This window comes from Kitasatospora sp. NPDC058218, from assembly GCF_042882445.1.
GTDB lineage: Bacteria > Actinomycetota > Actinomycetes > Streptomycetales > Streptomycetaceae > Kitasatospora.
Genome location: NZ_JBHVWC010000054.1, coordinates 37649 through 63357 on the forward strand (window position 1 = coordinate 37649; position 25709 = coordinate 63357).

Below are 25709 nucleotides of genomic sequence, written 5' to 3' on the forward strand. Positions count from 1 at the left end.
CAGGTCTCGCCGACCTGGAGGCCTCGGGGACAGCCCTGAACCGGGCTGGTACCGCTACGTCTGACTACCCCGGACCCTACACAGCGAGACCGGGGCCGGTCGACGGAAATACCACCCGTCGACCGGCCCCGGACACCACCCGCTTACGCGCGCGGCTTCTCGCGCATCTCGTAGGTCTCGATGATGTCCTCGACCTTGATGTCGTTGAACGACCCCAGGGTCACACCGGCCTCGAAGCCCTCGCGGACCTCGGTCGCGTCGTCCTTGAAGCGACGCAGACCCTCGATGTTGAGGCTCTCCGCCACGACCTTGCCGTCGCGGATGAGACGGGCCTTGGCGTTGCGGCGCAGCAGGCCCTCGCGGACGATGACACCCGCGATGTTGCCGAACTTGGAGGAACGGAACACCTCGCGGATCTCCGCGGAGCCGAGGCGCACCTCCTCGTACTCGGGCTTGAGCATGCCCTTGAGGGCGTTCTCGATCTCCTCGATCGCCTGGTAGATGACCGAGTAGTACCGGACGTCCACGCCTTCCTTGTCGGCCGCGGTACGCGCACGGCCTTCGGCGCGCACGTTGAAGCCGATGATGATGGCGTCCGAACCCATCGCCAGGTTGACGTCGGACTCGGTGATCGCACCCACACCGCGGTGCAGGATGCGGAGCTCGACCTCCTCGCCCACGTCCAGCTTGACGAGGGCGTCCTCGAGGGCCTCGACCGAACCGGAGACGTCACCCTTGATGATGAGGTTGAGCTGCTCGATCTCGCCTGCGGCGATGGCCTTGTCGAGGTCCTCCAGGGACACCCGGACCCGACGCTGCGCGAAGGCGGCGTTGCGGTCACGGGCCGAGCGCTTCTCGGCGATCTGGCGCGCGGTGCGGTCCTCGTCGACGACGATGAAGCTGTCGCCGGCGCGGGGCACCGAGGTCAGACCGAGCAGCAGCACCGGGCGGGACGGGCCGGCCTCGGCGAGGCTGTTGCCGTTCTCGTCCAGCATCGCGCGGACGCGGCCGTAGGCGTCGCCGACCACGATCGAGTCACCGACGCGGAGGGTACCGCGCTGCACGAGCACGGTCGCCATGGCGCCGCGGCCCTTGTCGAGGTGGGCCTCGATGGCGATGCCCTGTGCGTCCTGCTCGGGGTTGGCCCGCAGGTCCAGCGAGGCGTCCGCGGTCAGGACCACGGCCTCCAGCAGCTGGTCGATGTTGAGACCCTGGCGCGCGGAGATGTCGACGAACATGGTGTCGCCGCCGTACTCCTCGGCCACCAGCCCGAACTCGGTCAGCTGACCGCGGACCTTGGTCGGGTCGGCGCCGTCGACGTCGATCTTGTTGACGGCGACCACGATCGGCACACCCGCGGCCTTGGCGTGGTTCAACGCCTCGACCGTCTGCGGCATGACACCGTCGTTGGCCGCGACCACCAGGATCGCGATGTCGGTGGACTTGGCACCACGGGCACGCATGGCGGAGAACGCCTCGTGACCCGGGGTGTCCAGGAAGGTGATCGGGCGCTCTTCGCCGTTCACGATCGTGGCCACCTGGTAGGCACCGATGTGCTGGGTGATGCCACCGGCCTCGCCGGCCACCACGTTCGACTTGCGAATGGCGTCCAGCAGGCGGGTCTTACCGTGGTCGACGTGACCCATGACGGTGACGACCGGCGGGCGCGGGGCCAGCTGGTCCTCGTCGCCCTCGTTGGCACCGAAGTCGATGTCGAACGACTCCAGCAGCTCGCGGTCCTCGTCGTCGCGGCTGACGATCTCCAGGATGAAGCCCATCTCGCCGGCCAGCAGCTCGAGGGTCGCGTCGGAGACCGACTGCGTCGCGGTGACCATCTCACCGAGGTTGAACATCACCGAGACGAGCGCGGCCGGGTTGGCGTTGATCTTCTCCGCGAAGTCCATCAGCGAGGCGCCGCTCGACAGGCGAACGGTCTGGCCGTTGCCGCGGGGCAGCATCACACCGCCGACGGACGGGGCCTGCATGGCCTCGTACTCCTGGCGCTTCGCCCGCTTCGACTTGCGACCACGGGCCGGACGGCCACCGGGGCCACGGCCGAAGGCACCCTGCGTGCCACCACGGGCACCCGGGCCGCCGGGACGGCCGCCGAAGCCACCCGGACGCGGACCGAAGCCGCCGCCACCACCGGGGGCACCGCCACCGGGACGGGGACCGCCGAAGCCGCCGCCACCGGCCGGACGCGAGCCCGGACCGGCCGGACGACCCTGGAAGCCCGGACGGGCGCCACCGGCGCCACCCGGACCACCCGGACGGCCGCCGGGGCCACCGGGGCCACGGCCGCCGGGGCCCGGACGCGGGCCCGGAGCCGGACGCTGCGGCATCATGCCGGGGTTCGGACGCGGCATGCCGGACGGGGTCGGGCCACCGGGGCGCGGACCGGCCGGACGGGGCATGCCGTCGGGACGCGGGGCACCACCGGGGCGCGGCGCGCCACCGGCACCGGGGGCACCGGCCGGACGCGGACGGTCGCCACCGGGACGCGGACGGTCGCCGGCACCGGGGGCACCGGCCGGACGCGGACGGTCACCACGGTCGCCACCGGGACGCGGACGGTCGCCGGCACCGGGAGCACCGGCCGGACGCGGACGGTCACCACCCGGACGGGGGCGGTCGCCGGCACCGGGAGCACCGGCGGCCGGACGCGCACCGGGCGCGGCCGGACGGCGGTCGCCGGGGCGGGCCATCCCGGTCGCGCTGCCCGAGGTGAACGGGTTGTTACCCGGACGCGGGCCGGCCGGACGCGGGCCCGGACGGGCACCGCTGCCGGCGGCCGGACCGGCCGGACGCTGGGCCTGGGCGGCCGGGCGCTGGGCCTGGGTCTCCTCGGCCGGGGCCGGGGAGGAGAACTCCGCCGCCGGAGCAGCCGGAGCCGCGGGCGTGGCGGGGCGGGCCGCCGGGCGCGGACCCGGGGTCGGCGCACCGGCCGGACGCGGCGCGGCCGGGGCGGCCGGAGCCGCCTCGACGGGCGCGGCCGGGGCGGCGGGCGCCGCGGCGGCGGGGGTGGGACGGGGTCCCGGGGTCGCGGCAGGGCGCGGACCCGGGGTGGGGGCACCCGGCTTGGGTGCGGCCGCACCGGCGGCGGAACCACCGGCGGGCTGGGGCGCCGCGGGCTTCCGCGGGCCAGGCTTGGCAGCGCCACCAGTGGGGGCGACTCCCAGAGCGTCAGTCAACTTGCGCACGACCGGCGCCTCGATCGTCGAGGACGCCGAACGGACGAACTCACCGAGCTCGGTCAGCTTGGCCATGACGGCCTTGCTCTCCAAGCCAAGCTCCTTGGCGAGTTCATAAACCCGGACCTTAGCCACTTCACTCCTGTCTATGAGTCCGGGGGTCTCGTCCGCCGGACTGTCGCTACTTCATGGGCGTACCCATCGCGTACTCATCGCGTACTCATCGAGTGCTCATCGCAATCTCGACCTACTTCCACTTCGCGAGGTACCTGACTGGTGGCACGGCGCGCAGCTGCCCGCGCACTGTGCTTGGTGCGGTGGTTCTCCGCCGCGTGGAGCGGCGGCCGTAACAGGGAGGTGCCCGCCGGACCGGCCTGAGGAAGCTCAGGGCGCCGGGGTGTCGCCTGCCCGCTCCTCGATGTACTCGCGGAGCCGCTCCGTGTCGAGCGTGCCCTGGAGCCGGAAGGCCCGGGGGAACGCCCGACGGCGGACCGCGAGGTCGAGGCAGGCCGGATCGGGGTGCAGGTGTGCGCCCCGGCCCGGCAGTGCGCCACGGGGGTCGGGGACGCAGACGCCCTCGATCGCCGTGACACGCAACAGCTGGTGCTTGGCCGCGCGCTTGCGGCAGCCCACGCAGGTGCGTTCCGGGCGTGCTCGGACGTGCGTCCGGCCAGACGAAGGCAAGTCTACCCCTCCGAAGGGACATGGCGCCGCCCCGCCGATCCGGGGTGGAACGGCGGGGGGCTGTAGAACGATGGTGCCCTTGAGCGCGACTACTCGCCCGAGGACTCCCGGCCGCCGTCGTCGGGCTGCCCCTCGGTGTCCGGACGGATGTCGATCCGCCAGCCGGTCAGGCGGGCGGCCAGGCGGGCGTTCTGGCCCTCCTTGCCGATCGCCAGCGACAACTGGTAGTCCGGCACGATCACCCGTGCGGAGCGCTGCTGCAGGTCCACGATCTCCACACTGGTCACCCGTGCGGGGGACAGCGCCGCGGCGACCATCTCGCGCGGGTCCTCCGACCAGTCGACGATGTCGATCTTCTCGCCGTGCAGCTCGCCCATCACCGCGCGCACCCGGCTGCCCATCGGGCCGATGCAGGCGCCCTTGGCGTTCAGCCCGGAGCGGCGCGACCAGACGGCGATCTTGGTGCGGTGACCGGCCTCGCGGGCGATCGCGGCGATCTCCACGCTGCCGTCGGCGATCTCCGGCACCTCCAGCGCGAAGAGCTTCTTCACCAGGCTGGGGTGGGTGCGCGAGAGCGTCACCGACGCGCCGCGAACACCCCGGCGCACGGCCACCACGTAGCACTTGAGACGGGTGCCGTGCCGGTAGTCCTCGCCCGGGACCTGCTCCTGCGGCGGCAGGATGGCCTCCAGCTTGCCGATGTCGACCAGCACGTTCTTCGGGTCGTTGCCCTGCTGGACGACACCGGTGACGATGTCGCCCTCCTTGCCCGCGTACTCGCCGAAGGTCTGGTCGTCGGCGGCGTCGCGCAGGCGCTGCATCATCACCTGGATGCCGATGCTGGACGCGATCCGGCCGAAGCCGCTCGGGGTGTCGTCGAACTCCTTCGGCTCGACGCCCTCGTCCAGCTCCGCCGGGTCCTCGGTCGCCCAGACCGTGACGTGGCCGGACTTGCGGTCCAGCTCGACCCGGGCGCGGCGGCGCGAGCCCTCGGTGCGGTGGTACGCGGTGAGGAGGGCCGACTCGATGGACTCGACCAGCAGGTCGAAGGGGATGTTCTTCTCGTTGACCAGCGTGCGCAGGGCACTCATGTCGATGTCCACGGCTACGCCTCCTCGTCTTTCGTCACGTTCGTCATGGTGCGGTCGGTGTGCAGGTCGTCACTGCCCACCGTCGTCCCCCTCCTCGGCGCCGTCGTCCGCCGAGTCGTCGTCCACGAAGTCCGGGGCCTCGTCCAGGAGCTTGTCGTCCTGGCGGTTGAACTCCACCTGGACGCGCGCCCGGGCCACCTCGGTGTACTCCAGACGGCGCTCCTTGGGCCGGCCGCGGCCCTTCACCGGCTGCACCTCGACCAGCGCGCCGTCCTCGTCCGCCTCCAGCACCCGGGCGACGATCTCCCCGCCGTCGACCAGGTGGACGGCGGCCAGCCGGCCCTCGGCCCGGCGCCAGTGGCGGGGCTCGACCAGCGGACGCTCCGCGCCCGGCGAACCGACCTCCAGCACGTACGCGCCGGCGCCCATCACCTCGGACTCGTCCAGCGCCTCGCCGACGATCCGGCTGAAGTCCGCGATGGCGTCCAGATCCACGCCGCCGTCGGCGTCCACGTCGATCTGCACCTGACGGCGGTTGCCCGCCTGGGTGACCTTGACGTCCTCCAGGTCCAGGCCCGCCTGGGCGGCCAACGGCTCCAGCAACGCACGCAGCCGGTCGATGTGGGTGGTGCTCATCCGGGTGGACTCCTCGGCCGCGTCTGCTGTTGTCAGAGGGCGCACCGCGCCGCCCGGCGCCGATCGGGCGCAGGCCGGGTCGCGGCAGCTCGACCCGAAGCCTATCCGGTGAAGCCGCCAACCACCGATTCCGGACCACGCGCGCGGGCCCGGACGCCACCCACTGCGAGCAAGGTCACACCGACCCGGCACCGCCCCGGGCCTGGGAATCCGGACCCGGACACGTGAGGATTCTGTAATCATTCACGCCAACGAGGGCAGGCGGGCAGGCCGTCCTCCCGTACACGCCCCGGAGTGACGCCGATGCAGCCGCCCAGCCGACGGACCTTCCTGGCCCTCGGGTTGCTCCTCACCACGGGCGGCGCCCTCACCGCCTGCACCGGCTCCCCGGCCGGCGACGACGGCGGCGGCCAGGGCGAGCGCCGCCGGCCCGACCCGGACGAGCCGGTGCGTCAGCGCGCCGTCAGCGCCACCGACGCGCTGCTGGCCGGCTACGACGCCCTGCTGGCCGGGCCCGGGGCCGGCCAGGCCGGGCAGCTCCAGCCGCTGCGGGCCGAGGTGGTCCAGCACCGGGCGGCGCTGGCCGCCGGGCTCCCGGGCGCCCCGGCCACGCCGTCCGCGTCCGGCTCGGGGTCCGCCTCCGGCTCCCCGGCGCAATCGCCGACCTCCACCGCGCCTACCTCCACCGCGCCGACCTCGACGGTGACCACCGTCGCCGCGCTCGCCGCCCTGGAGCGACAGACCGCGCAGACCCGGCTCGCCGACCTCGGCGCCGCCTCGCCGCAACTGGCCCGGCTGCTCGCCTCGGTCTCCGCGGCCGGGGTACTGCACGCCGTCGCCCTCGGCGACACCGCGCCGGCCGCCGCCCCGCCGCCCGGGCCGACCGGGCCCGCCACGCCGTCCCCCGCCGCCTCCGCGCCCGGATCCGGGTCCGCGTCGGTGTCCCCGCCCGCCTCGCCGGCCCCGTCCGCGAGCACGGCGGGCCCGGGCCCCGAGGCGCTGACGGCGCTCCAGGGCGCGCTGGGCGCCGAGCACGCCGCGATCTACGGCTACGGCGTGGTCGGCGCCCGGCTCCCCGAGGACCAGCAGCGCACCGACGCACGGACCGCCCTCGCCGCCCACCAGGCCCGGCGGGACTCCTGGCAGCGCCTCCTCGGCGGGGCCGGCGCCACCCCGAGCGCGGCGGCCGCCGGCTACCAGCTGCCGTTCGCCGTCGGTGACGCGGCCGGCGCCGTCCGGTTGGCCGCCCACCTCGAGAGCAGGCTCACCGCGGTCTACGCAGACCTGGTCGCCGCGACCGCCGGGCCCCCGCGCGCCACCGCCGCCGACGCGCTGCGCGAGTGCGCACTGCGCGCCCGCCGCTGGGGCGCCCCGCCCACCGCGTTCCCCGGCCTGCCCGACCCCGCCACCACCGGCGCCGCCCCCGCCACGCCCACCGGCTGACCTCCCGGCACCGCCGCGACCTGCGGTCATGCCACCACCGCCGCTCCTCCGGATCGCTGACCTGCGATTTCACCGCCATGGCCGACAATGGACGGGTAGCACCACGGGGGAAGCAGCAACCGGAAGGCCAGCATGTCGGCAGCACCAGGGCAGATCACCGTCCCCGAGTGGCTGGCGCGAAGCGTCGGCACGGACGAGGAGGGGCGGCGCTGGCTGGCGGAGTTGCCCGCCCGGGTCGACGCGGGGCTGGCGCGCTGGGACCTCACCCTGGAACGGGTGGCCGACCCCGGCGGCAGCCTGAGCCTGGTCGCCTACGTGCACCGCGACGACCTCAGTCCCGCCGTCCTCAAGACCGGGCTGGTCACCCCGGAGACCGACCGGGAGCACGCCGCCCTCGCCCAGTGGGCCGGCCGCGGCGCCGTCCTGCTGCTGGACTCCGACCCCGCCGAGGGATCGCTGCTGCTGGAGCGGCTGCACGGCGAGATACCGCTGCGCTCGCTGGCCGAGCCGAAGGCGATGCTGGAGGCCACCAGCCTGCTCCACCGGCTCTGGGTGGACCCGCCCGCCGACCACCGCTTCGCCACCCTCGCCGACCGGGCCGCCGCGACCGCCGCCGGCCTGCGCCGCCGCGGCGGGCTGCCCGGCGCCGGCGAGGCCGCCGCGCTGGTGACCGAGGCGCGGGAGAGCGCCGAGGGGCTGCTCGCCTCCACCGACGAGGCGCTCCTGCTGCACGGCGACTTCCACCACGGCAATGTGCTCGCCGCCGACCGCGCGCCCTGGCTGGCGATCGACCCCCGGCCGCTGGTCGGCGAGCGGGCCTACGACGTGGCCCGGCTGGCCCTGGACCGGGCGGACACCCTGGTCGGCTCCCCCGGGGTCCCCGCCGCCGTCCGCCGCCGCCTGCACCAGCTCGCGGACGCCCTGGAGGTGGACCGGGAGCGGCTGCGCGGCTGGACGCTGTTCCGCGCCGCCGACCTCGGCCTGCGCGCCCTGGCCGCGGGCCGCCGGGCGGACGCCGAGCTCTACCTGGAGTTCGCCGGCGCGCTCTGAGCCCGCTCCGGCCCCCGCAGCGGCAGCTCGGCGCCCATCACCGCGTACAGGCGCTCGGTGTTGGGGAAGTGCACCGCGCGCGCGAGGTCCCGGTAGCCGAGCGAGCGGTAGAGCCGGCGGGCGGGCGTCTCGGCGTCGATCGCGGAGAGGATGGTGCGCGGCAGCCCGGACCGCGCGCAGAGGTTCCTGATCAGCGTGGAGCCGATGCCCTGCCCCTGGAAGTCGGGCAGCACGTGCAGCTCGGTGATCGCGAACACGTCGTCCAGCCAGCCGCCGTGGCCGCGGGTCTCCAGGTAGGGCTGGATCACGGTGCTCCACCAGTGCTCCCGGCGGTTGGGCATGCCGTACCCGAAGCCGACCAGCTGCCCTCCGCTGAGCGCGCCCAGCGCGATCACCCCCGGCTGCTGCGCGTGCCGCCCGACGATGTGCAGCCGGACCAGGACCTCCTCGGGGGTCAGCCCGAACGCCACCGCCTGGACATCGAGCGCCTGCGGAGCCCATGCCGCAAGGTCGATGGCCTCGATCGTCACCCCGGTCAGCTGATCCATGCCCCGGACGTTACTACCCGTCCGGTCCCCGCGCGGGAGTAGGTGGCAAGGAGATCAGAACAGGACGCTCATGAACGCCCCCACCTCGCGGAAGCCGACCCGGCGGTAGGCGGCGCGGGCCCGCAGGTTGTAGTCGTTCACGTAGAGCGAGACCACCGGGGCGACCTCCCGCAGGGCGATGTCCAGGACGGCGGCCATGCCCGTCTCGGAGAGGCCGCGGCCGCGGTGGGCCGGGTCGACCCAGACGCCCTGGATCTGGCAGGCGCCCTCGGTGACGGCGCCGATCTCGGCCTTGAACACCACCTGGCCGTCCTCCGCGAAGCGCGCGAACGAGCGCCCGGTGGAGATCAGTTCGGCGACCCGGGCCTGGTAGAGCAGCCCGCCGTCACCGGCCAGCGGGGAGACCCCGACCTCCTCGGTGAACATCGCCACGCAGGCCGGCATCAGCGTCTCGACCTCGCTCCGCCGCACCCGCCGCACCAGCGGGTCGGGCGCGATCTCGGCGGACGGCGTGGTGGTGGCGAGCAGCGGCTGGTGGGCGCGGACCTCCCGGGCCGGGCCCCAGCTGCGCTCCAGCAGCGCCCAGAGGGCCGCGGTGGCCCCGGCCGGGCCGACGATCGAGGAGCACCGGCGGCCCTGGCGGCGGGCCCGTTCGGCGAAGGCCTGCACGGCCTGCGGACCGGCGTTGACCAGGACCAGGTTCGCGCCCGCGTAGCAGAGCGCGTCCAGCTCGCCGCGCTCGTCGTACCAGCCCCACATCTCGCCGCCGAGGCGCCAGGGGTCCAGCCCGACGGCCTCCACCCGGGTCGCGACGAAGGCGTTGGCGACCGGATCGCGGTGGAGCACCGCCAGGGTGTCCGCGAGGTCGGTGGCCTCCAGGACGCGCGTGGTCGCCAGGGCGCGGGCGGCCTGGAACGAGCTGGGGAGCATCACACCTCGATCGAGCATCGAGACAGCACCTCACTGAGACGACTCTGGCCGCACCCTACTCCGTGGCCCCACCCGGCTACGGCCGCGGGGCCGTCCGCGCACGGACGGCCCCGCTTCCGGAAGAACTACCGCCCGCCGGTCACTCCGCGGCGGTCACGGTCGGGGCACCGGACTCGACGCCCTCGGCCTGCATCTGCTCGGCCAGCTTGAGGGCCTCCTCGATCAGGGTCTCGACGATCTTCGACTCGGGGACGGTCTTGATGACCTCGCCCTTGACGAAGATCTGGCCCTTGCCGTTGCCGGAGGCGACCCCGAGGTCGGCCTCGCGGGCCTCGCCGGGACCGTTGACGACGCAGCCCATGACCGCGACGCGCAGCGGCACCTCCATGCCCTCCAGGCCGGCGGTGACCTCCTCGGCGAGCTTGTAGACGTCGACCTGGGCGCGGCCGCAGGACGGGCAGGAGACGATCTCCAGGCCGCGCTGGCGCAGGCCGAGCGACTCCAGGATCTGGTTGCCGACCTTGATCTCCTCGGCCGGCGGGGCCGACAGCGAGACCCGGATGGTGTCGCCGATGCCCTCGGCGAGCAGCGCACCGAAGGCGACCGCGGACTTGATGGTGCCCTGGAAGGCCGGTCCGGCCTCGGTGACGCCCAGGTGCAGCGGGTAGTCGCAGGCGGCGGCGAGCTGGCGGTAGGCGTTGATCATCACGACCGGGTCGTTGTGCTTGACCGAGATCTTGATGTCGCGGAAGTCGTGCTCCTCGAAGAGCGAGCACTCCCAGAGCGCGGACTCGACCAGCGCCTCGGGGGTGGCCCGGCCGTACTTCTCCAGCAGGCGCTTGTCGAGCGAGCCGGCGTTGACGCCGATCCGGATCGGGACGCCGGCGCCCTTGGCCGCCTTGGCGATCTCGCCGACCTTGTCGTCGAAGGCCTTGATGTTGCCCGGGTTGACGCGGACCGCGGCGCAGCCGGCGTCGATCGCGGCGAACACGTACTTCGGCTGGAAGTGGATGTCCGCGATGACCGGGATCTGCGACTTCTTGGCGATGATCGGCAGGGCGTCGGCGTCGTCCTGGGACGGAACGGCGACCCGCACGATCTGGCAGCCCGAAGCCGTGAGCTCGGCGATCTGCTGCAGCGTGGCGTTGATGTCCGAAGTCAGCGTGGTCGTCATCGACTGCACGGAGACGGGGGCGTCGCCGCCGACCGGCACGTTGCCGACCATGATCTGCCGGGAGACTCGGCGCTTGGCGAGCGGCTTGAGCGGCAGGGACGGAATACCGAGCGAGATCGCGGTCATGTGCGCAGGGTTCCCCGGGGTTGAGGTGTGGTCGGTCCGGCCGTTCGACGGCCTGGGCCGGGCGCGCCGATGAAACGCGCACCCGGCCACCAACGGTACGGCACGGTGGTGGGCCCGGGCACACCAGCCGTACCCGGCGGCTAGCTGATCTTGACCGGGTTGACCAGGTCGGCGACCAGAACCAGCAGGGTGAATCCGATGAAGACGCTGGCCACGACGTAGGCCAACGGCATGAGCCGGGCCACGTCGAACGGCCCCGGATCGGGCCGCTTGAACAGCTGTGCGAGCCGGCGGCGGACCGACTCCCAGAGGGCGCCGGCGATGTGGCCGCCGTCCAGCGGGAGCAGCGGCAGCATGTTGAACAGGAAGAGCGACAGGTTGATGCCGGCCAGCAGGTTCACGAAGTACGCGATCCGCTGGGTGCCCGGGATGTCGAGCGAGAAGACCTCGCCGCTGACCCGGGCCGCGCCGACCATGCCGATCGGCGAGTCGACGTCGCGCGGAGCGCCGTCCACCACCGAGTTCCACAGGCCCGGGACCTTGCCCGGCAGGGCCACCAGCGACTTCACACCGCTCTCGGCCATGTCGTACATCCGGTCGAGGGATTGGCCGACGCCGAGGCGGACGACGCCGCTGGTCGGGGTGAAGCCGAGGAATCCGGCCTGCACCGTCTCGCCCTTGATCGGCATGCCGTTGCCGTCGTACTTCTGGACGTCGTTGACGGCGATGGTCGGGTTGAGGGTGACCTGCTGCCCGTCGCGCTCGACCACGATCGGCACGGTCTTCCCGGCCGACCGGCGGATGTCCGCCTGGAGCTGGTCGTAGCCGCCGATCCGGTCACCGTCGAAGGAGACCACCCGGTCGCCCGGCCGCAGTCCGGCCTGGGCGGCGGGGGTCTTCGGCGCGTCGGCCGGGCAGCTGTCGGTCGGCTGGCCGGCCTTGACGATGCACTGGGCGACCGTGCCGATGGTCGGCACCGTCATCGAGACGCCGAAGCCCATCATCACGGTCAGGAAGAGCCCGAACGCCAGGATCAGGTTCATGAACGGGCCGGCGAACATGACGATGACGCGCTTCCACGGCTTGCGGGTGTAGAAGAGCCGACTGTCGTCACCCTCCTGGAGCTCCTCGTAGGAGGCCTCCCGGGCGTCCTCGATCATGGTCCGCCAGGGCGAGCTGCTGCGCTTGGTGATCCGCCCGTCCGCACCGGGCGGGAACATCCCGATCATGCGGATGTACCCGCCCAGCGGGATCGCCTTGATGCCGTACTCGGTCTCGCCCTTCTTGCGGGACCAGACGGTCGGGCCGAAGCCGACCATGTACTGCGGCACCCTGATGCCGAACAGCTTGGCCGTGGAGAGGTGGCCGAGCTCGTGCCAGGCGATCGAGATCAGCAGCCCGACCGCGAAGACCAGGATGCCGACCACCGTCAAAACCGTTGCCACCGCTGGCCCTCCGTCATTGCGCTCCGCTCGTCGTCTTGTCGCACCGCGGCCTGAGCCGTCAGCCCGCCGCCAGCTCGCGGGCCCGGGCCCGGGCCCAGTCCTCCGCGTGCAGGACGTCCTCGACGGTCAGAGAAGTTCCCGCCGCGGCCCGCCCGCTGTCGTACTGTCCGTGCTCGGCCACGACCTTGGCAACAGTGTCCACGATTCCCGTGAAGGCGAGGCGGCCCTTCAGGAAGGCCTCCACGCACTCCTCGTTCGCCGCGTTGAACACCGCCGGGACCGTCCCGCCCAGCGATCCCACCTCGCGGGCCAGCTCCACCGCCGGGAAGGCCTCGTTGTCCAGCGGGAAGAACTCCCAGGTGGCGGCCTTCGTCCAGTCACAGGCGGGCGCCGCGTCCGGGACCCGGTCCGGCCAGCCCAGGCCCAGCGCGATCGGCATCCGCATGTCCGGCGGGCTGGCCTGCGCCAGCGTGGAACCGTCCGTGAACTCCACCATCGAGTGCACCACCGACTGCGGATGGACCACGACCTCGATCCGGTCGAAGGGCACGTCGTACAGCAGGTGCGCCTCGATCACCTCCAGGCCCTTGTTGACCAGGGTGGCCGAGTTGATCGTCACCACCGGACCCATCGCCCAGGTCGGGTGCGCCAGCGCGTCCTGCGGCGTCACCCCGGCGAGCTGCTCGCGCGTACGGCTGCGGAACGGGCCGCCGCTCGCGGTGACCACCAGCTTGCGGACCTCCGCGCGGGTGCCGCCGGCCAGTGCCTGGAACAGCGCGGCGTGCTCGGAGTCCACCGGCACGATCTGGCCGGGCTTCGCCACCGCCTTCACCAGCGGGCCGCCGACGATCAGCGACTCCTTGTTCGCCAGCACCAGCACCCGGCCCGCCCGCAGCGCCGCCAGCGTCGGGCGCAGACCGATCGAGCCGGTGATGCCGTTCAGCACCGAGTGGCACTCCACGGCGGCCAGCTCGGTGGCCGCGTCGGGGCCCGCCAGCACGGCGGGCAGCGGACGGCCCGCGGCCTTCGCGGCCAGCGCCTCGCGCAGCGCGGGTTCGGCCGCCGGGTCGGCCACCGCCACGGTGTGCACGCCCAGCTCCAGGGCCTGCTCGGCCAGCAGGTCCACCCGGCCGCCGGCCGCCGACAGGGCGACCACGCGGAACCGGTCCGGATTGCGGCGCACCACGTCGATGGCCTGGGTGCCGATCGAACCGGTCGAGCCGAGGATCACCAACTCCCGGGGGGCGGAAGGGTCCTTCACCACGGGGGTGAAGCGCAGCTGCGGGTGGGCGAGCGAAGTCATGTGCCCATTGTGTCCTGCCCGCCGGGCTCCGCAGGACGCCCCTCCTCCGCAGGACGCCGCTGTGCGACCCGGCTACCGTCGGAGCCATGCGTACCGTCATCGCCGGAGGCCACGGACAGATCGCGCTCAAGCTGGAACGGCTGCTCGCCGAACGCGGCGACCGACCCGCCGGCCTCATCCGCCGCCCCGAACAGGCCGGGGACCTGGTGGACGCCGGAGCCGAGCCGCTGCTGCTCGACCTGGAGAGCGCCACCGCCCCCGAACTCGCCCGGCTGCTCACCAGTGCCGACGCGGTGGTCTTCGCCGCCGGCGCCGGCGCCGGCAGCGGCGCCGCCCGCAAGAACACCGTCGACCGCGACGCGGCCGTGCTGCTCGCCGACGCCGCCGAGATCGCCGGCGTACGGCGCTACCTGATCATCTCCTCGATGGGCGCCGACGCCCACGCCGCCCACCCCGCCGACCCGGTCTTCGAGACCTACCTGCGGGCCAAGGGCGCCGCCGACGACGCCGTCCGCGCCCGCACCACGCTCGACTGGACGGTGCTGCGCCCCGGCCGGCTCACCGACGGCCCCGGCACCGGGCTGGTCCGGCTCGCCCCCTCGGTCGAACGCGGCGCGGTGGACCGCGCCGACGTGGCGGCCGTCCTGGCCGAGCTGCTGCACGAACCGGGCACCGCCGGGCAGACTCTGGAGCTGGTCGCCGGCAACGCCACGGTCGTGGAGGCCGTCGCGGCCGCGGCCGGCCACGCCTGAACCCGGACTCCCCCCCGGACACGCCGAGGGCCCGGCACCCCCGCAGTGCGGTGGTGCCGGGCCCTCGGACCGCCGGGATCAGAGGTCGAGGCCGGTGAGGACCAGGACCTTCTCCACGGTGTAGTCGTCCATCGCGTACTTGACGCCCTCGCGGCCGACGCCGGAGTCCTTGACGCCGCCGTACGGCATCTGGTCGGCGCGGTAGGACGGCGCGTCGCCGATGATCACACCGCCGACCTCCAGCTCCCGGTGGGCGCGGAAGGCGGTCTGCAGGTCACGGGTGAAGACACCGACCTGCAGGCCGAAGGCGGAGTCGTTGACGGCGGCGAAGGCCTCGTCGGTGCCGTCCACCCGGTGCAGCGACAGCACCGGGCCGAACACCTCGGCCTTGGCCAGGATCGCGTCGGCGGGCAGCTCGGCGAGCACGGTCGGGGCGAAGGTCGCACCCTCGCGGGTACCGCCGGTGAGCACCTTGGCGCCCTTGGCGACGGCGTCGTCCACCCAGGACTCCACCCGCTTCGCGGCGTTCTCGTCGACCAGCGGGCCGACATCGGTGGCGTCGTCGTTGGGGTCGCCGGTGACCTGCGCCTCGACCTTGGCCACGACCTTCTCCACCAGCGCGTCGTAGACCGACGCGTCGGCGATCACCCGCTGCACCGAGATGCAGGACTGGCCGCCCTGGTAGTTGGCGAACATCGCGATCCGGGTGGCGGCCCAGTCGAGGTCGGCCTCGGAGGACCAGTCGGCGAGCACCACGGCCGCGGCGTTGCCGCCGAGCTCCAGGGTGGTGTGCTTGCGCGGTACCGAGTCCATGATCTGGTAGCCGACCTTGTCCGAACCGGTGAAGGAGATCACCGGCAGGCGCGGGTCCTGCACCAGGGCGGGCATCCGGTCGTTCGGGACCGGCAGGACGCTCCAGGAGCCGACCGGCAGGTCCGTCTCGGCCAGGATCTCGCCCAGCACCATCGCGGAGAGCGGGGTGGCCGGAGCCGGCTTGAGGATGATCGGGGCGCCGACCGCGATCGCCGGGGCGACCTTGTGGGCGACCAGGTTCAGCGGGAAGTTGAACGGGGCGATGCCCAGCACCACGCCGCGCGGGAACTTGCGCACCACCGCGAAACGGCCCACGCCGCCCGGGTCGGTGTCCAGCCGCATGGTCTCGCCGTTGGTACGGCGGGCCTCCTCGGCGGCCCAGCGGAAGACGGAGACGGCACGGCCGACCTCGCCGCGCGCCCACTTGATCGGCTTGCCGTTCTCGGCAGTGATCAGCTGGGCGATCTCCTCGGTGCGCTCGGTCAGGCGCTTGGCCACGTGGTCCAGCGCGGCGGCGCGCACGTGCGCGGGGGTCGCGGCGAACACCGGCAGCGCGGCCACGGCGGCGTCCAGCGCCTCCTCGACCTGGGCCTCAGTGGGGACGCTGACCTTGCCGACCAGGCGGCCGTCCCAGCTGTTGTGCACCTCGAAGTCGGCGTCGCCGCTCGCCCGGCGGCCGGCCAGCCAGAAATCGTACGTGGTGGTCACCGTGGTACCGGCCCTCTCCTCGTCGTCCTCACGGCCCCACGGACGTGGAACCAGAACCGAGGGTAGGGGCGGCGGCGCGCCGACCGGGTTGGCCACGAAGTAGCGTTCGCCCTCGCGGCCACTCCATCCCGTCCAGCGGCAGGCTGTCGGCCGCTCCGGTGCGCCCGGCTACTCCTCGCCGGAGCGCAGGGCCAGCCAGAGCTCCATGCGGACGTCGGTGTCGTCCAGCGAACGGCCGAGCAACTCCTCGACCCGCCGCATCCGGTAGCGCAGCGTGTGCCGGTGCACACCCAGATCGGCGGCGGCCGCGTCCCACTGACCGTGTCTGGAGAGCCACGCGCGCAGCGACGCCACCAGGTCGCCGCGGGCGGTGCGGTCGTGGTCCCGCAGCGGGCGGAGCAGCCCCTCCGCGAACGCCGTCACGGCGTCCTCGCCCAGCAGCGGCAGCAGCGAACCGGCGCCCACCTCCTCGTGGTCCACCGAGCGCCGGCCGCCGCGCAGCGCCACCGCGAGCGCCCGCTCGGCCTGCGCGTTCGCGGTGCCCGCCTCCTCCAGCGCGGCCGGCGCCGAGACCCCCAGCGACAGGCCCTCGTGCTCCTCCACCGCCCCCAGACAGGCCCGGTGCACCGCGCCGTTGTCCAGCGCCAGCACCATCAGCCGAGGCCCGTGCGCACCGCCCTCCTCGCGCGCCACCAGCAGCTTCTCCCCCACCCGGGCGCCCGCCTGCTCGGCCCGGTCGCCCAGCTCGCCCAGCGCCTCCGCGGCATCGACCCCCTGACCGGCACCGGCCACCATGACCCGGACCGTCCCCTCCGGCAGACCGCCGAAGAGCCCGGCCGCCACCTGCCGCGCGGTCGCCACCTCGCCCGCCAGCACCATCCGCAGCAGCGCCGCGCCCATCCGCTCCTCGGCCTGGCGCAGCTCGCGCGAACGCTCCAGGGTGAGGGTCAGCAGCGCCACCGCCGCGTTCAGCACGTACCGCTCGGTCGGGGTGATCCGGTCCTCGGTCCCGACCGCGAGGAAGCCACGGGCCCGACGGTCCGCCCCCAGCGACTGGACCACCACGTAGTCCTCGTCCGCGGTGTCTATCCCCGGCGAGCGTCCCTGCAGCGCGGCGCTCGACGGCGCCGGGCGCCGGCGCAGCCGGTCCACCTCGGCCGCCAGCCGGCCGGCCCGGCGCGCCGCCCAGTCCGGGGCCACCACCGAGAGCGCGCCCGAACCGTCGTACAGCGCCGCCCAGCCGCCCAGCCGGGCCGCCAGCCGACGCACCACGGCCGTGGTGCCGTCCTTGCCGAGCGCCGCCCGGGTCAGCTCCTCCTGCGCCTCGAAGCTGGTGGTGACCGCCTCGTACTGCTCGGCGGCCAGCGCCGCCGAAACGACCTTGCTGATCGCGATGAACGGCGTCGGCTCCGGAACCCGCAGCAGCGGGAGCCCGCGCTGGGCGGCCGCCTCCACCAACGGCTGCGGCACCTCGGTGTGCGACAGGCCGACGCCGAGGCCCAGCCCCACCACTCCCGCATCGGCCAGTCGGTGCACGTACGCCTGCAACCGGGCGGCGGTGCGGCCCAGCTTGATTCCGGTGGTGAGCAGCAGCTCACCGCCTTCGAGGAACGGCGTCGGGTCGTCCAGCTCACTGGTGTGCACCCAGCGGACCGGCCGCTCCAGGTGGTCCGCACCGGCGAGGACCGTCAGATGGAGCGAGGTGTTGCGGACGACGGAGGCGAGTGTGGGAGGCATGGCACCTTCGGGGGACGACCTGACCGCGCCGTTGCGGCCGGGCGAGGAGAGGGCTGGGGAATCTGGTGAGGGTCTCTCCTCTCATTATGGACGCTCCGGACAACCGGCACCGCCGAATCCACCTCGGAGGCGAGCTTCAGCCCCGCAGGTCCACCAGCAACGGCGGCACCTGCTCGCCCGAGACCGCCGTCAGCGAGACCACCGCGTGCCCCGCCGGCAGCGCGTGCGCCAGATCCGACGGCGACCAGCGCAGCCGCTCCACGTCCCGGGTCGTGACCGACTCGGTCTGCGCCGTCGTCCCCGACAACGCCTTGCGCCCCAACCGCCCGGCCCGGCGGACCAGACCGCCCGACGTGTCCGGCGCATGCGTCACCGCCGTCTCCCGGACCAGGTGCGTGCCCCAGGCCTCGGAGAACAACCGCCCGTCCCACGGCGCGATCCCCGGGAACACCATCCGGCAGCCGACCGCCCCGAACAGCGGCGCCCGTAGCGCCTCGGGCAGATCGACCAGGGTCCGCAGCAGCAGGACGGCGCCGGCGTTGGCCGCACGCAGCCGCTGCAACCCGCGGACGATGTGCGCGTCCAGCGCCGCCGAGGCGTCGTCGACCACCAGCCCGGCGAAGAGCGAGCGGTCCTCCCGGGCCGCCGCGGCCTGCACGAACTGGCCCACCACCAGCCGCGACAGCATCCGCGCCGCCTCCGGGTGGCTACGCTCGGGCAACTTCACCCGGACCCGCAACGGGTGGTCCAGCACCCGCATCGCGAACGGCGGGCGTCCGGTGCCGTCGGTCGCGAAAGCCCCCTCGAAGGCCGGCCGGTCCAACAGGGCCAGCCGGTCCGCCAGCAGCGCCCCCGGATCGTCCGCCCGACCGCGCTGGCGCTCCCGCTGCTCCAGGTCCCGCTCGTACGCCCCCAGCCGGCCCGCCGCCCGGAGCGCCTTCACCAGCGCCTCCAGCGCCTCCGGCTCACCGCCCAGCAGCGCCCGCAGCTCACGCACCGCCGGATAGCGGCCGAACCCGGCACGGAACGGGCCGACCACCTGCTGCAGCGCCGTCCGGGCGGTCTCCGCGCGGGCCGTCAGCTCGTCCGGCAACAGCGCCTCGGCCAGCCGGGCGGCCGCCTCGTCCGGATCCTGCACCGCCCCGTAGAGGTCAAGCCCGTACGCCGAACCCTGGTCCCCGGGCGCGATCACCACGTCGTACCAGGCGTCCGGCCCGAGCTCCGCGTCCGCCGCACCGATCACCACCGCGCACGCGGTGCCGGCCAGCGCCTGGAGGCAGAGCCCCTCGGCCACCGGCCGGGCCAGCCGCGCCGTCTTCCCGGTGCCCGCCGGACCGACCGCCAGCAACGAGGTGCCCAGCAGCGACGGGTCCAGCGCGAAACCGGCCGCCCGGTGCGTCAGCGGATTCTTCGGCACGTCCTGCGCGGTGCCCAGCCGCACCTGGCTCAGCAGCAGATCGTGCTGCTCGTCCCGCCCCGCCAGCTCCCGCGCCTCGGACGGGTGCGCGAACGCCGCCGCGCCCCGGGCGGCCACCTGTTCGACGAAGGCCGGCACGAACACCGGGTCGGCCTGGGCCGACTCCCACGCCCGCTGGATCCGCACGTAGTCGACGTCTCCGGTGGGCTCACCGTCCAGCCGGCCCGCCGCCGCGGCCGCCCCGCCGAGCCGCAGCGCCGCCCACGGGTCGCGCGTCCGCTCGGCCTGCGCCGCCGCGCCCTCCTCGGCGGGCTCCTCCCTGGTCACCGTGCGCGCCATCAGCGGTGCCACGTACCGCCGCCACACCTCGGGCCAGCGGCCCATCCGGCCGAAGACCTTGATCACAACGGCGAGCACGAGGATGTTGAGAGTCAGGATGACCGACACGGCCACGAACGCGGACCGGGTCGGCAGCACACCGATCAGCGTCGTCGCGTACTTGGCCAGTTCGACCCCGTACACATAAGCCAGCCACCCCACCACCGCGTTCAGGCCCGCCCGCAGGAGGAGGGGCCAGGTCGGGACCTTGGCGTCCTCCGCGCGGTCGGGGTCGACCTGGGCGTAGCCCTGCCGGTAGATGCCCGGGGCGGCCTCGGGGCGGGGGGCGGCGACCCACGCGGGGAGGTCGAAGGGCGGGGGTGCCGCGGGGCGTCGGGGGCGTTGGTGCGGCATGGGTGTCGCAGGTGCGGCGGTGGTCCGCTCGCCGTGGCCCCGTGCCCCGTCCAGTCCCATGTACGGCCCCGCTCCCTCGCCCGCCCGGCCCGACCGTCGTCGGTCCCGCCATACCCATGCCGCCGCACCGGCGACACGCCCGCGCTCAATGTAGTGGAGCGAGGGCTGCCGGTAGTCGCACTACCTGCGCTGGCCGCCTCGGACAAGTCGGACGGCCCAGTGCTACCGAGTGGCGCATGCCCGGCCGGGGAGGGCCGCCGTAGCCTGCGAAGCACCGAGCCGAGAAGTCTGGAGAAAACCCATGAGCGCCGCAACGCCGCTCCCGCAGGAGCGCCGCCTGGTCACCGCGATCCCCGGTCCGAAGTCGCAGGAGCTGCAGGCCCGCAAGCTGGGTGCGGTGGCGGCCGGCGTCGGCACCACCCTGCCGGTGTACGTGTCCCGTGCCAACGGCGGCGTGCTGGAGGACGTGGACGGCAACTCGCTGATCGACTTCGGCTCCGGCATCGCCGTGACCAACGTCGGCAACAGCGCCGAGGCCGTGGTGGCCAAGGCGACCGAGCAGCTGGCCGCCTTCACCCACACCTGCTTCATGGTCACCCCGTACGAGGGTTACGTGGCCGTGGCCGAGCAGCTGAACGAGCTGACCCCGGGCGACCACGACAAGCGCACCGCGCTGTTCAACTCGGGCGCCGAGGCGGTCGAGAACGCGGTGAAGATCGCCCGCGCCTACACCAAGCGCACCGCCGTCGTGGTGTTCGACCACGGCTACCACGGCCGCACCAACCTCACCATGGGCCTGACGGCGAAGAACATGCCGTACAAGCAGGGCTTCGGCCCGTTCGCCCCGGAGATCCACCGGGTGCCGGTGGCCTACCCGTACCGCTGGCTGACCGGTGCGGAGAACTGCGCCGCCGAGGCCGCCGCCCAGGCGATCGACATCATCAACAAGCAGATCGGCGCCGAGAACGTCGCCGCGATCATCATCGAGCCGATCCAGGGCGAGGGCGGCTTCATCGAGCCGGCCAAGGGCTTCCTGCCGGCGATCGTGGAGTACGCCAAGGCCAACGGCATCGTCTTCGTGGCCGACGAGATCCAGACCGGTTTCTGCCGTACCGGCCAGTGGTTCGCCTGTGACGACGAGGGCATCGTCCCGGACCTGATCACCACCGCGAAGGGCATCGCCGGCGGTCTGCCGCTGGCCGCGGTGACCGGCCGCGCCGAGATCATGGACGCCGCGCACGCCGGCGGCCTGGGCGGCACCTACGGCGGCAACCCGGTGGCCTGCGCCGCCGCGCTGGGCTCCATCGAGACCATGAAGGAGCAGGACCTCAACGGCAAGGCGCAGCGGATCGGCGAGATCATGCTGGGTCGCCTGAGCGCCCTGCAGGAGAAGTTCGCGGACAGCGACTCGGTGCGGATCGGCGAGGTCCGCGGCCGCGGCGCCATGATCGCCGTGGAGCTGGTGAAGCCGGGCGGCAAGGAGCCGAACGCGGAGGCCACCGCGGCCATCGCCAAGGCGTGCCACGCCGAGGGCCTGGTGGTCCTGACCGCCGGCACCTACGGCAACGTGCTGCGCTTCCTGCCGCCGCTGGTCATCCCGGAGCACCTGCTGAACGAGGGCCTGGACATCCTGGAGAACGCCTTCGCCACCGTCTGAGCCTGCGGCGCCCGACCGGGCCGCACACCCGTGACCGGGTGGTTCCGACCCGCCGGAGGGATGTCCGGACAGCGCTGAACGGCCCGTGGGGACTCCTCGTCCTCACGGGCCGTTCGGTCTGTACGGGCGGTTCGTCCTGATGTGCGGGGCGACTCCGGCGCCGCCCCGCCGGGCAGTGAAGATGCTGTGCTGAATCGCTGAAGCTCCTCGGTGCAGCTCGGCCGTTGACGTAGTGTCATGACAGATGGACAGCGAGCCCCAGCCATTGGCGGATCCGTCCGCGGCACCGCCCCCACCGGCGGAACCGCAGGGCGTCCGCGAGGACAACCAGGCCGCCCCGGAAGGGGCGGCGCACACCGAAGGCCGATCGACCGACCGTCCGACCCATACCCCCCGGGGCGCGCGGAACGGCGATCATCAGAGCCGCCCCGGAGCTCTCCCCCCTGCTCCGGGGCGGCCACTTCGCGTTCCGAACCGGTTGGCGGGCCTGGCCGGTTCGGCGGCCGTGCCGGTGGCGCTGGCCACCGTGCTGGTGCTGATCTCCTGGCAGGTGGCCGTCGACGGACCGCTGCTCGGCCTGGACCGCCGGGCCCGGCATGCCGTCCGCGAAACCCGGCACGAGCTGCACAGCACCCTGCTCAACCATCTCGGCAAGGCCCTGTCGGACCTCGGCAGCTCCGTCCCGGCGATCCCGGTGCTGCTGGTCGCCGGGGCGCTGGCGGCCTGGCGGTCCCGCCGGGCCGGGGTGCCGCGCCCGTGGCTGCCGGCGGTGATGGCGGTGCTGACGGCGGGGCTGATCCCGCTGCTGGTCGTCCCGGCGAAGGCCTGGTTCGCCCGGCCGGGGCCGTTCGGGGTACCCCTGGCACCGGACCAGTGGGGCTGGTACCCGTCCGGCCACACGGCGACCGCGACCCTCTCCTACGGGGTGGCCGCGCTGCTGCTGGCCCGCACCGTCGGCACCCGCGCCCGGCGCCGACTGCAGGTGGCCGCCGTCCTGCTCGCGGCCGGCGTCGGCCTCGGGCTGGTGTGGAGCGACTACCACTGGCTGCTGGACGTGGTGGCCAGCTGGTGCCTCGGCGGGTTGGTGCTCTGGGTGCTCGCCCGCCTCCCGGTGCCCCGGAAGGACCGCGACTCCTAGGTGCCGTGCGATCGATCCGGGGGGCGGGCGATGCCGGGCAGGGTCAGCCCTCGGCGGGCTCGTCGTTGCGCTGGACGAGGCCGGGCTCGCCGCTGTCGCGCTGCCAGGCCACGACCAGTTCGTCGCGGGCGCCGAAGCGGACCAGGTGGCGGCCGACCACGTCCTCCAGGCCCGGCAGGTTCTCGGCCTCGCCCTCGACGGCGAGCAGCAGGGCGTCGGGCATGGCCTCCAGCGTGGCGGTGCCCCGGCCGAAGGTCAGGGTGCCGCGACCGGTCTCCTCCGACCAGTGGGTCTCGATCTTGCGCCCCATGTGGGCGGCGAGCTGCTTGGCGTAGCGGGCGGACCGGTCGGTCGCGACACGGGCTTCGGAACGGGACACGGGCCCTCCAGGGATCGGGGGAGGGAACTTAGGGTGCCCTCACTCGATGCCACGTTAACCCAGATAGTGAGCCAGACTCAACAACTTTTCGGAGCCGCGCCCGGCAGCCGGTCATGCCCTGCTCCCGCCCCCGGGACGGCCGATACCCTTGGTCGAACATCTGCCGAGGAGAGCCCCCCATGACCACCACGCCGACCGACGACGCGGCGAGCTCCTCCACCGGCCCCGACAGCACCCGGGACGGCACCGTCCACGACGACACCACCGCGGAAAGCCCGGAAGGCACCGCCACGAACAGCGCCCCCCCGGAGGACAGCACCACCCCGGGCAGCACCAGCGCCGCCCCGGACGACAGCGCCGCCCAGGACACCGCCGCCGAGCTCGCCGACGCGATGACCAGGGCGATCAAGCGGATCCGGCGCCGCACCAGCGAACGGCTGGAGCCCTACGGCATCACTCCCGGCCAGGGCCGCGCCCTGCGCACCCTCGCGCACGCACCCGGCTGCGAGCTGCCGGACCGGGCGATGCGCCTGGGCGACCTGGCGGAGCGGCTGCACATCGCCCCCCGCTCGGCCACCACTGTGGTGGACGCGCTGGAGGAGGCGGGCCTGGTCGAGCGCACCCCGGACCCGGCCGACCGGCGCGCCGTACGGATCGTGCTGACCGCGGCCGGCCGGTCGGCGGTGGAGCGGATCGGGCAGGTCCGCTACGAGGTGGCGCAGGAGTACTTCGGTCCGATCAACCCGGCCGACCAGGACGTCCTGCTGCGAGCGCTGCGCTCCGCCGAGACCGCGTACGCGGCCACCACGCCGCCGCGCCGGACAGCGCCCCCGGGGGCAGCGCGGTGACCCCGATCCCGGCGATCACCAGCAGCGCCGCACAGCCGGCCACCGGGCCGACCCGCTCGCCGAGCAGCAGCCAGGCGGAGGACATCCCGAACACCGGCACCAGCAGGGAGTAGGGCGCGACCGCGGTGGCGTCGTAGGTGCGCAGCAGGAAGCTCCAGGCGACGAAGCCGAACAGGGTGGAGACCAGTCCGACGTACCCGATCGCTCCCAGGCCGGCCGGGGTGAGGTCGCGCAGCGCCCGCAGGTCGGCGGCCGGGCCCTCGACCAGCAGCGACAGCCCGAGCAGCGGCAGTGGCGGCACGGCGCTGACCCAGACCATCCAGCGCAGTGCGTCCGGCGGGGCGGCCCTGCGGGTCAGCACGTTGGACAGCCCCCAGGCGACGGCGGCGAGGACGACCAGGGCGAAGGCTCCGACCGGGCCGTCGAGGCCGCGGTCGACGGCGCTCACTCCGATGCCGGCGAGGGCGATCCCGAGGCCGGCCAGGCGCTGCGGGCCGGGCCGCTCGCGCAGCAGGACCGCGGCGAACAGCGCGGTGAAGACCGCCTGGCCCTGCAGGACCAGCGAGGAGAGCCCGGCCGGCATCCCGGCGTGCATGCCGAGGAAGAGCAGTCCGAACTTGACCACCCCGAGCACCAGGCCGACCGCGAGGACCCACCGCCACGCGACTCGCGGCGGGCCGACGAAGAAGACCGCCGGGACGGCGACCACCGCGAAGCGCAGGGCGCAGAAGAGCAGCGGCGGGAAGTTCTCCAGGCCGACGTGGATCAGGACGAAGTTGAGGCCCCAGACGGCGGCGACCAGGACGGCCAGGGCGATGTGACGCGGCCTCATGCTGCCGCCGGACGCGGCCGGTGTTGCGGTCATGGGTCGAGAATGGCCGCCCTTCACCGTTTAGCACCAGCGATGATTTCTGAACTGCAGGCTTTAGCATTGCTGCATGATGGATCTGGGGCGCCTGCGGGCGCTGCACGCGGTGGCCGTGCACGGTTCGGTCGGCGGGGCGGCCGCCTCGCTCGGGTTCACCCCGTCGGCGGTCTCGCAGCAGATCGCCAAGCTGGAGCGCGAGACCCGGACGGTGCTGCTGGAGCGTCAGGGCCGGGGCGTGGTGCTGACCGACGCCGCGCGCGAGCTGGCCGTCACCGCGCAGGCGGTGCTGGGGCTGGTGGAGCAGGCCGAGGTGCGGCTGGAGGAGCAGCGCGGCCGGGCGGTCGGACGGCTGCTGGTGGCCGCCTTCGCCACCGGTGCGCGCGGGCTGATGCCGGGCGCCCTCGCCGACCTGCGCGAGCGCTGCCCCGACCTGGACGTCCGGCTGCTGGAGAGCGACCCGTACCCGGCGGCCGAGCTGGTGGCCCGCGGTGAGGTGGACCTGGCGCTGGTCCAGGACTGGCCGACGGTGCCGCTGCCGGTCCAGGACGGCCTGGCCCGGCTGGACTTCGGCCCGGATCCGGTGGATCTGCTGCTGCCCGCCGCACACCCGCTGGCCGGGTCGGCCGTGGTCCCGGTGGGGCGGCTCCGCGGGCAGCGCTGGATCAGCGTGCCGCCCGGCAACATCTGCCACGACTGGCTGGTCCGCACGCTGCGCGAGGCCGGCGAGGAGCCCGACGTGCACTATCAGGTCGGCGAGTTCGAGACCCAGATCGCGCTGATCGCGGCGGGGCTGGGGATCGGTCTGGTGCCGCGGCTCGGCCGGGGCGCCCTGCCGCCGGAGGTGGTCGCCCGACCGGTCGTGCCGGAGCCCGCCCGGCGGGTGTTCGCGCTCTGGCGTGCCCAGGCCTCCCGGCGGCCGGCGATCACCGAGGCGCTGGCCGCGATGCAGGACCGGTGGGCGGCTCTCGGCGGGCCCGGCGCGCACAGCGACCTCGGCGGGCCCGGGCGCACCGGGCTCGCCGGGTGAGCGGCGGCCCGT

21 protein-coding genes are annotated in these 25709 nt (G+C 73.9%); 7 read left to right on the plus strand and 14 right to left on the minus strand.

The window, feature by feature from the left end; genetic code table 11:
- Positions 1-143: 143 nt before the first annotated feature.
- The 4 genes from infB to rimP all read right to left on the minus strand — a co-directional run bounded on the left by infB (position 144) and on the right by rimP (position 5602).
- Positions 144-3326 (minus strand): translation initiation factor IF-2, encoded by a 3183-nt coding sequence (gene infB, locus ACFVYI_RS29915; RefSeq protein ID WP_387891390.1) that lies wholly within the window; start codon positions 3324-3326, stop codon positions 144-146.
- Positions 3327-3575: 249 nt separating this feature from the next.
- Positions 3576-3824: a YlxR family protein gene (locus tag ACFVYI_RS29920; RefSeq protein WP_360639241.1), complete on the minus strand. Its 249-nt coding sequence runs from the start codon at positions 3822-3824 to the stop codon at positions 3576-3578.
- Between the two features lie 140 nt (positions 3825-3964).
- Positions 3965-4978, minus strand: coding sequence for a transcription termination factor NusA (nusA, locus tag ACFVYI_RS29925; protein WP_387891391.1), 1014 nt, complete (start codon positions 4976-4978; stop codon positions 3965-3967).
- Between the two features lie 57 nt (positions 4979-5035).
- Positions 5036-5602, minus strand: coding sequence for a ribosome maturation factor RimP (gene rimP / locus ACFVYI_RS29930; protein ID WP_387891393.1), 567 nt, complete (start codon positions 5600-5602; stop codon positions 5036-5038).
- A 939-nt stretch (positions 5603-6541) separates the two neighbouring features.
- On the opposite strand from rimP, the gene ACFVYI_RS29935 reads away from it, so the two are divergent.
- Positions 6542-7045 (plus strand): ferritin-like domain-containing protein, encoded by a 504-nt coding sequence (locus ACFVYI_RS29935; protein ID WP_387891433.1) that lies wholly within the window; start codon positions 6542-6544, stop codon positions 7043-7045.
- Between the two features lie 132 nt (positions 7046-7177).
- Positions 7178-8095 carry an aminoglycoside phosphotransferase family protein gene (locus ACFVYI_RS29940; RefSeq protein WP_387891395.1) on the plus strand — a complete coding sequence of 306 codons (918 nt, stop codon included), beginning with the start codon at positions 7178-7180 and terminating at the stop codon, positions 8093-8095.
- Here the strand turns inward: ACFVYI_RS29940 and ACFVYI_RS29945 are convergent.
- From ACFVYI_RS29945 to dxr, 5 genes are all read right to left on the minus strand, one after another.
- Positions 8068-8643 (minus strand): GNAT family N-acetyltransferase, encoded by a 576-nt coding sequence (locus ACFVYI_RS29945; protein ID WP_387891396.1) that lies wholly within the window; start codon positions 8641-8643, stop codon positions 8068-8070. The genes ACFVYI_RS29940 and ACFVYI_RS29945 overlap by 28 nt on opposite strands.
- 54 nt (positions 8644-8697) lie before the next feature.
- Positions 8698-9573 carry a GNAT family N-acetyltransferase gene (locus ACFVYI_RS29950; RefSeq protein WP_387891435.1) on the minus strand — a complete coding sequence of 292 codons (876 nt, stop codon included), beginning with the start codon at positions 9571-9573 and terminating at the stop codon, positions 8698-8700.
- Positions 9574-9712: 139 nt separating this feature from the next.
- Positions 9713-10873 (minus strand): flavodoxin-dependent (E)-4-hydroxy-3-methylbut-2-enyl-diphosphate synthase, encoded by a 1161-nt coding sequence (gene ispG / locus ACFVYI_RS29955; protein WP_387891398.1) that lies wholly within the window; start codon positions 10871-10873, stop codon positions 9713-9715.
- 140 nt (positions 10874-11013) lie between these two features.
- A complete protein-coding gene (locus ACFVYI_RS29960) occupies positions 11014-12318 on the minus strand; it encodes a M50 family metallopeptidase (protein ID WP_387891399.1) in 1305 nt (434 codons plus the stop codon).
- Positions 12319-12376: 58 nt separating this feature from the next.
- Positions 12377-13621, minus strand: a complete 1245-nt coding sequence (gene dxr / locus ACFVYI_RS29965) for a 1-deoxy-D-xylulose-5-phosphate reductoisomerase (protein WP_387891401.1) — start codon at positions 13619-13621, stop codon at positions 12377-12379.
- Positions 13622-13707: 86 nt separating this feature from the next.
- Between dxr and ACFVYI_RS29970 the strand changes: the two genes are divergently transcribed.
- Positions 13708-14373, plus strand: coding sequence for an NAD(P)H-binding protein (locus ACFVYI_RS29970; protein ID WP_387891403.1), 666 nt, complete (start codon positions 13708-13710; stop codon positions 14371-14373).
- A gap of 78 nt (positions 14374-14451) precedes the next feature.
- Here ACFVYI_RS29970 and ACFVYI_RS29975 read toward each other — a convergent pair whose 3' ends face one another.
- The 3 genes from ACFVYI_RS29975 to ACFVYI_RS29985 form a co-directional block, all read right to left on the minus strand.
- Positions 14452-15894, minus strand: coding sequence for an aldehyde dehydrogenase family protein (locus ACFVYI_RS29975; RefSeq protein ID WP_387891405.1), 1443 nt, complete (start codon positions 15892-15894; stop codon positions 14452-14454).
- Between the two features lie 168 nt (positions 15895-16062).
- Entirely contained in the window at positions 16063-17631 is a 1569-nt protein-coding gene (locus ACFVYI_RS29980; RefSeq protein WP_387891407.1) for a PucR family transcriptional regulator, read from the minus strand.
- Positions 17632-17767: 136 nt separating this feature from the next.
- Positions 17768-19840, minus strand: a complete 2073-nt coding sequence (locus tag ACFVYI_RS29985) for an ATP-binding protein (protein ID WP_387891408.1) — start codon at positions 19838-19840, stop codon at positions 17768-17770.
- Between the two features lie 241 nt (positions 19841-20081).
- On the opposite strand from ACFVYI_RS29985, the gene gabT reads away from it, so the two are divergent.
- Positions 20082-21437: a 4-aminobutyrate--2-oxoglutarate transaminase gene (gene gabT, locus ACFVYI_RS29990; protein WP_387891410.1), complete on the plus strand. Its 1356-nt coding sequence runs from the start codon at positions 20082-20084 to the stop codon at positions 21435-21437.
- A gap of 478 nt (positions 21438-21915) precedes the next feature.
- Positions 21916-22575 (plus strand): phosphatase PAP2 family protein, encoded by a 660-nt coding sequence (locus ACFVYI_RS29995; protein WP_387891412.1) that lies wholly within the window; start codon positions 21916-21918, stop codon positions 22573-22575.
- A 43-nt stretch (positions 22576-22618) separates the two neighbouring features.
- On the opposite strand, the gene ACFVYI_RS30000 is transcribed toward ACFVYI_RS29995, so the two are convergent.
- Entirely contained in the window at positions 22619-22954 is a 336-nt protein-coding gene (locus ACFVYI_RS30000; protein WP_387891414.1) for a DUF2218 domain-containing protein, read from the minus strand.
- Between the two features lie 179 nt (positions 22955-23133).
- Here ACFVYI_RS30000 and ACFVYI_RS30005 point away from each other — a divergent pair, with 179 nt between their 5' ends.
- Positions 23134-23802 (plus strand): MarR family winged helix-turn-helix transcriptional regulator, encoded by a 669-nt coding sequence (locus tag ACFVYI_RS30005; RefSeq protein WP_387891416.1) that lies wholly within the window; start codon positions 23134-23136, stop codon positions 23800-23802.
- Here the strand turns inward: ACFVYI_RS30005 and ACFVYI_RS30010 are convergent.
- Positions 23693-24634 (minus strand): EamA family transporter, encoded by a 942-nt coding sequence (locus ACFVYI_RS30010; RefSeq protein WP_387891437.1) that lies wholly within the window; start codon positions 24632-24634, stop codon positions 23693-23695. The two genes, ACFVYI_RS30005 and ACFVYI_RS30010, sit on opposite strands and share 110 nt — an antisense overlap.
- A 106-nt stretch (positions 24635-24740) precedes the next feature.
- On the opposite strand from ACFVYI_RS30010, the gene ACFVYI_RS30015 reads away from it, so the two are divergent.
- Positions 24741-25697, plus strand: a complete 957-nt coding sequence (locus ACFVYI_RS30015) for a LysR family transcriptional regulator (protein ID WP_387891418.1) — start codon at positions 24741-24743, stop codon at positions 25695-25697.
- Positions 25698-25709 lie beyond the last annotated feature (12 nt).

What these genes read in the sequence shown, in the direction of transcription:
- ACFVYI_RS29950 (WP_387891435.1), bottom strand. Translation starts at nt 9,573, where the DNA reads ATGCTCCCCAGCTCGTTCCAGGCCGCCCGCGCCCTGGCGACCACGCGC.
- ACFVYI_RS29985 (WP_387891408.1), bottom strand. Translation starts at nt 19,840, where the DNA reads ATGGGACTGGACGGGGCACGGGGCCACGGCGAGCGGACCACCGCCGCA.
- ACFVYI_RS29970 (WP_387891403.1), top strand. Translation starts at nt 13,708, where the DNA reads ATGCGTACCGTCATCGCCGGAGGCCACGGACAGATCGCGCTCAAGCTG.
- dxr (WP_387891401.1), bottom strand. Translation starts at nt 13,621, where the DNA reads ATGACTTCGCTCGCCCACCCGCAGCTGCGCTTCACCCCCGTGGTGAAG.
- ACFVYI_RS30010 (WP_387891437.1), bottom strand. Translation starts at nt 24,634, where the DNA reads ATGAGGCCGCGTCACATCGCCCTGGCCGTCCTGGTCGCCGCCGTCTGG.
- gabT (WP_387891410.1), top strand. Translation starts at nt 20,082, where the DNA reads ATGAGCGCCGCAACGCCGCTCCCGCAGGAGCGCCGCCTGGTCACCGCG.
- ACFVYI_RS29980 (WP_387891407.1), bottom strand. Translation starts at nt 17,631, where the DNA reads ATGCCTCCCACACTCGCCTCCGTCGTCCGCAACACCTCGCTCCATCTG.
- ACFVYI_RS29940 (WP_387891395.1), top strand. Translation starts at nt 7,178, where the DNA reads ATGTCGGCAGCACCAGGGCAGATCACCGTCCCCGAGTGGCTGGCGCGA.
- ACFVYI_RS30005 (WP_387891416.1), top strand. Translation starts at nt 23,134, where the DNA reads ATGACCACCACGCCGACCGACGACGCGGCGAGCTCCTCCACCGGCCCC.
- ACFVYI_RS29945 (WP_387891396.1), bottom strand. Translation starts at nt 8,643, where the DNA reads ATGGATCAGCTGACCGGGGTGACGATCGAGGCCATCGACCTTGCGGCA.
- rimP (WP_387891393.1), bottom strand. Translation starts at nt 5,602, where the DNA reads ATGAGCACCACCCACATCGACCGGCTGCGTGCGTTGCTGGAGCCGTTG.
- ACFVYI_RS30015 (WP_387891418.1), top strand. Translation starts at nt 24,741, where the DNA reads ATGATGGATCTGGGGCGCCTGCGGGCGCTGCACGCGGTGGCCGTGCAC.
- ispG (WP_387891398.1), bottom strand. Translation starts at nt 10,873, where the DNA reads ATGACCGCGATCTCGCTCGGTATTCCGTCCCTGCCGCTCAAGCCGCTC.